The following is a 4955-nucleotide window of genomic DNA, read 5'->3' on the forward strand; positions in this document are numbered from 1 at the left end:
AGGCGACGATCTCGAGCGCCATGCGCTCCCCCGCACCGGGCAGCTCGGCCGAGTCCAGGGGGTTGGAGGCCGCCCCCGGCCAGCGCATCGACCCCGAGCTCGCCCGCTCCTGGCTCCTCGTGAACGCCGCCCAGCCCGAGCGCTTCCAGCCCGCAGAGGACTCCGCGGCGGACATCGTGATCCTGGACGTCGAGGACTCCGTGGCCCCGCAGGACAAGGCGCGGGCGCTGCAGGACACCGTGGAGTGGCTGCGCTCCGGGCACACCGCCTGGGTCCGCCTCAACGGCTACGGCTCCAAGTGGTGGGAGGACGACGTCGACGCGCTCGCCTCCGCCCTGCCCGCGCACCTGGGCGGGCCGGTCGCCGAGGGCGGGCTGGCCGGCGTCATGCTGGCGATGGTGGAGTCCACCGACCACGTGAACGAGACCGCCCGCCGCCTGCCCGGCGTGCCCGTGGTGGCGCTCGTGGAGACCGCGCGCGGCCTGCAGCGCATCGACTCGATCGCGGCGGCGAAGGGCACGTTCCGCCTGGCGTTCGGCATCGGCGACTTCCGCCGCGACACCGGCCTGGGCGAGTCGCCGATGGCGCTGGCGTACACGCGCTCGCAGTTCACGATCGCGGCCAAGGCCACCGGCCTGCCCGGTGCGATCGACGGGCCGACCGTGGGCTCCACGGGCGCGAAGCTGGCCGAGGCGACCGCCGTGACCACGGAGTTCGGCATGACGGGCAAGCTCTGCCTGGCCCCCGAGCAGTGCGCCGCCGTCAACGAGGGCCTGAGCCCCTCCCCGGAGGAGCTGGCGTGGGCGCAGGAGTTCCTCGAGGAGTTCGCCGCCGCCGGCGGGCAGATCCGCAACGGCTCGGACCTGCCCCGCAAGGCCCGGGCAGAGAAGATCCAGGCCCTGGCCGCGGCGTTCGGCGTGCAGCTGGCCCACATCCCGGACCAGGAGAACCGCGCGGCGGCGCCGTCGGACACGTACCACTACTGAGCGGGGCCACCGCCCACCAGAAACGCGGGTTGAGTTGTCACGGGTGCGGAGGCCGCACACCGGTGACAACTCAACCCGCGTTGCCTTGGGGCGCGGATCCGGCCTCCGCTCACACGTCCTGGCGCGTCCGGCTCACGACGGCGGCCCGCACCGAGAACGCCAGCACGATCGCCAGGATCCCGTAGATCACCCACGTGATGGGGGTGGAGACGAGCACGGCCGGGTCGCCCACCGAGCTGAGCAGGGCGTCGCGCAGGCTGGTCTCCGCCAGCGGGCCGAGCACCATGCCGATCATCAGCGGCGCCAGCGGATAGCCGTACCGCCGCATCAGGAAGCCCAGCACGCCGATCCCCAGGAGCATCAGCAGGTCGAACACCGCGCCCGTGGTGGCGTAGATGCCCAGCCCGCAGAACAGCGTGATCCCCGCGTAGAGGTAGTGCTTCGGGATGAGCAGGAGCTTGGCCCACAGCTGCGCGAACGGCAGGTTGATCGCCAGCAGCACGATCATCGCGATGAAGAAGCTCGCCAGCAGCGCCCACACGAGGTCCGGGCTGCGGTCGAACAGCAGGGGGCCGGGCTGCAGCCCGTACTGGCGGAACGCCGCCAGCATGATGGCCGCCGTCGCGGAGACGGGCAGGCCGAGCGTGAGCAGGGCGCCCATCGCCATGCCGGTGGTCGAGTTGCCCGCGGCCTCCGGGGCCGCCAGCCCGCGGATCGCGCCCCGGCCGAACTGCGGATGCGCCCGGCGCCGGTCCAGGCGCCGCTCGGCCGAGTACGCCAGGAACGTCGGCACCTCGGAGCCGCCCACCGGCACGATGCCGAACGGCAGGCCGATCGCCGTGCCGCGCAGCCACGCCGGGGCGGCCTCGCGGAACTCGGCGCCCGACAGCCACGGCCGGCCGGTGCGGCGGACGCGCAGGTCCTCGTGCTCGCGGCGCACCCGGGAGGCCACGTGGAACACCTCGCCGAGCGCGAGGATCGCCACCGTGACGGTCACGAGCGGGATGCCGTCGAACAGCTGCGGGGAGCCCATCGTGAAGCGCTCGGTGCCGGTCACCGCGTCGATCCCGACGACGGCGATGCCCAGTCCCAGCACCAGGGAGGCCAGGCCGCGCAGCACCGAGTCGGCGACCACCGAGGAGGTGGCCACGAACGCGAAGAGCGCGAGCGCGAAGTACTCCGCGGGCCCGAAGCTCGTGGAGAACTCCGCCAGCACGGGGGCGAGGAACACGACGCACACCGAGGCCACCATGCCGCCGATGAAGGCGCCGAGCGCCGCCGTCGCCAGGGCCTGGGCCGCCCGGCCGTCCTGGGCCATGCGGTGGCCCTCGAACGTGGAGGCGATGGCCGAGGCCTGGCCGGGGGTGTTCATGAGGATGGCCATGGTGGAGTCGCCGAAGAGGCCGCCGAAGTACACGCCGGAGAACATGATGAACGCGGCGGTGGGCTCGAGGGCGAAGGTCATGGGCAGCAGCAGGGCCACGGCCATCGAGGAGCCGAGTCCGGGCATCACGCCGACCGCGGTGCCGAGCAGACAGCCCAGCACCACCCAGAGCAGGTTCATGGGGGTGAGGGCGCCGGCGAAGCCCTCCATGAGGAGTCCGAGGGTCTCCATGTCAGAAGCCACCTCCCAGGATGCCCGAGGGCAGGGTCAGGCCCAGGGCCACCGCGAAGCCGAGGTAGGCCAGCGAGGAGACGAACAGGGCGACGAGGATGTCGAACACGGGATGCGGGGCGCCGAACGCGCGGGTGATGCACCAGAACAGCAGCGCCCCGGCGAGGATCCACCCCAGCCAGGGCAGCAGGACGGCGAACGCGAGGAAGCCGAGGAAGCACCAGGCCAGCGCACCGAAGTCCGAGTGGAACAGGGTCAGCGGACCGGCTGCCTGGCCGACCTCGCCGTCCGCGTCGGCCTGACCCTCGGGGGCCTGGCGCACGCGCACGACCTCCACCGCGAGCGCGGCGGCGATCACGAGGCCCGCGACCGCGAGGATCAGCGGGAAGAAGTCCGGGCCGGGGAAGTCGGCGCCCTCGGTGTCCATGGCCAGGGATCCCAGCAGCAGGTAGAGGCTGAACGCGGCCAGCACGGCCGGCATGACGAGCGCGGAGAGCCCGGCGGCGCGTCCCCAGCGGGAGGGGGCGTCGGCGGCGGGGGGGACGGTGGATGCGTGGCTCACTTGATCTCCTCCGTCAGCGTGCCGATGCGCTCCTTCTCGGCGGCGATGAACTCCTCGAGTTCGGCACCGGAGAGGGGCACGGGGTTCCAGTAGTTGCGCTGCACCGCCTCCTTCCACTCGGGGGTGTCGACCGCCTCGGCGATGAGGGCCTCGAGCTCGGTGCGCTCCTCCGCGGAGACACCCGGCGGCACGAACAGGGCGCGCCAGTTGGTGAGCGTGACGTCGTAGCCCTGGGAGCGCAGGGTCGGGATCTCCTCGACGCCGGCCAGTGGCTCGGCCGCCACCACGCCGAGGGCGCGCAGTCGGCCGGCATCGACCTGCGGGTAGATGTCCGCGAAGCCGCCGGCGGAGGCCTGGGCGGTGCCGTTGAGCAGGGCCTGGATGGCCTCGCCGCCGCCGTCGGACGGGATGTAGGTGGTGTCCGCGACCGGCACGCCGGCCGTGCGGGCGATGTCCGCCATGACGAGCTGGTCGAAGGAGCCGCCGCCGGTCCACGCCACGTGGGCGGGGTCGGCGCGCCAGGCGGTCACCAGGTCGTCCATGCTCTGGTACGGCGAGTCCGCCGGGACCACCACGAGGCTGTACTCCTCGACGACGCGGCTGACCGCGGTGACCTGGGAGAGCTCGGGGCCGGTGCCACGGGCCGCGTGGGCGGCGATCTGGCCGGTGCCGCCCACCATGAGGTTGTTCGCGTCCTCGAGCGTGGTCAGCTGACCGAGGGCGATGTTGCCACCGGCGCCGGGGATGTTGACCACCTGGACGTTGTTCACGAGCCCGTTGACGCGCATGGTCTGCTGCAGCTCGCGCTGGAACGAGTCCCAGCCGCCGCCGGCGGCCGCGGGGGCGATGAGGGTCAAGTTGGTGCGGATGTCGTTGCCTCCCGAGGCCGAGCGGATGGAGAAGGCGGAGGCTGCGAGCACGGTGAGCACCGCGATCACGCTGAAGACGATCCGGCCGATCCCCGTGCGTCGGCGCGGGGCGCCGTCGGGGGAGGTGGAGGACATGGCGGTTCCTAACAGGGACACCCCGCCGCCATGGAGTGGCGCCGGGGACAGGTGCGAGTGGTGGAGGTCACGGTAACAGCGCGGCGGGGCGGCGTGCGCTCCGCGTCCGCAGAGTGACCGACGACAACCGGTCCGGGTGGTGACGGGGTCCGCGTCCATGGCGCACAGTGGTGCCCATGACGATCATCAGCACCGGAACCAGCACCCCTGAGAGCGCCGCGGCCTGGCGGGCCGCCCTGGCCGAGGCGGCCCTGCGCGGGGAGGACGTGGTCTGGTTCTCCCTCGACGGGACCGAGCCGGACGAGGCGGAGGCGCGCGAGGCCGGCGTCGTCGCGTCCGTGGCGCACGCCCAGGAGCGCGGCCGGGACGCCGTCGGCGACCTGCTCGAGCACGCCGAGCGCGTGGGCGCGAGCCGGATCGTGGTGGGCGTGAAGCACCGCTCCCCCGTGGGCAAGCTGCTGCTGGGATCGGCCGCGCAGCAGATCATCCTCGAGGCGCGCGTCCCGGTGGTGTGCGTCAAGCCGTGAGGGCCGGCGAGTGGGGACCCGCCTGGGAACGACGTAGGCCCCGGATCCGAGGATCCGGGGCCTATGTGCCGTGGTGCGCGAGGGGGGACTTGAACCCCCACGTCCTTTCGAACACTGGCACCTGAAGCCAGCGCGTCTACCTATTCCGCCACTCGCGCGAGCGGCCTCCTCATCCGGTTCCGCCTCCGAAGAAGCGGCCCCTGCCGAGGCAGCGAGGAACAGCCTACACCCGCCGTTCACCCGCCCGCAAATCGGTCCGCC

5 protein-coding genes and 1 tRNA gene are annotated in these 4955 nt (G+C 72.9%); 2 read left to right on the plus strand and 4 right to left on the minus strand.

The genetic code is table 11. From position 1 onward, the window contains the following. Window positions 1–20 precede the first annotated feature (20 nt). Window positions 21–986 carry a CoA ester lyase gene (locus tag MHY29_RS11215; RefSeq protein ID WP_239241283.1) on the plus strand — a complete coding sequence of 322 codons (966 nt, stop codon included), beginning with the start codon at window positions 21–23 and terminating at the stop codon, window positions 984–986. A 109-nt stretch (window positions 987–1095) separates the two neighbouring features. Here the strand turns inward: MHY29_RS11215 and tctA are convergent, their stop codons facing one another. Genes tctA through MHY29_RS11230 form a run of 3 tightly spaced genes read right to left on the minus strand, consistent with a single transcriptional unit; the run spans window position 1096 to window position 4167 of the window. Continuing rightward, on the minus strand, window positions 1096–2601 hold the full coding sequence (gene tctA, locus MHY29_RS11220) for a tripartite tricarboxylate transporter permease TctA (RefSeq protein WP_239241279.1): 1506 nt from the start codon (window positions 2599–2601) through the stop codon (window positions 1096–1098). Window position 2602: 1 nt separating this feature from the next. Continuing rightward, the gene (locus tag MHY29_RS11225) at window positions 2603–3163 is read right to left on the minus strand and encodes a tripartite tricarboxylate transporter TctB family protein (RefSeq protein ID WP_129043316.1); all 561 of its coding nucleotides are present in this window, start codon (window positions 3161–3163) and stop codon (window positions 2603–2605) included. Then, entirely contained in the window at window positions 3160–4167 is a 1008-nt protein-coding gene (locus MHY29_RS11230) for a tripartite tricarboxylate transporter substrate binding protein (protein ID WP_239241281.1), read from the minus strand. Before MHY29_RS11230 ends, MHY29_RS11225 begins: the two co-directional genes overlap by 4 nt. A gap of 176 nt (window positions 4168–4343) precedes the next feature. Between MHY29_RS11230 and MHY29_RS11235 the strand changes: the two genes are divergently transcribed. After that, the gene (locus MHY29_RS11235; RefSeq protein WP_041103511.1) at window positions 4344–4694 is read left to right on the plus strand and encodes a universal stress protein; all 351 of its coding nucleotides are present in this window, start codon (window positions 4344–4346) and stop codon (window positions 4692–4694) included. Window positions 4695–4765: 71 nt separating this feature from the next. Here MHY29_RS11235 and MHY29_RS11240 read toward each other — a convergent pair. Beyond that, window positions 4766–4852, minus strand: a tRNA-Leu gene (locus tag MHY29_RS11240). Window positions 4853–4955 lie beyond the last annotated feature (103 nt).

This window comes from Micrococcus sp. ACRRV, from assembly GCF_022346985.1.
GTDB lineage: Bacteria > Actinomycetota > Actinomycetes > Actinomycetales > Micrococcaceae > Micrococcus > Micrococcus porci.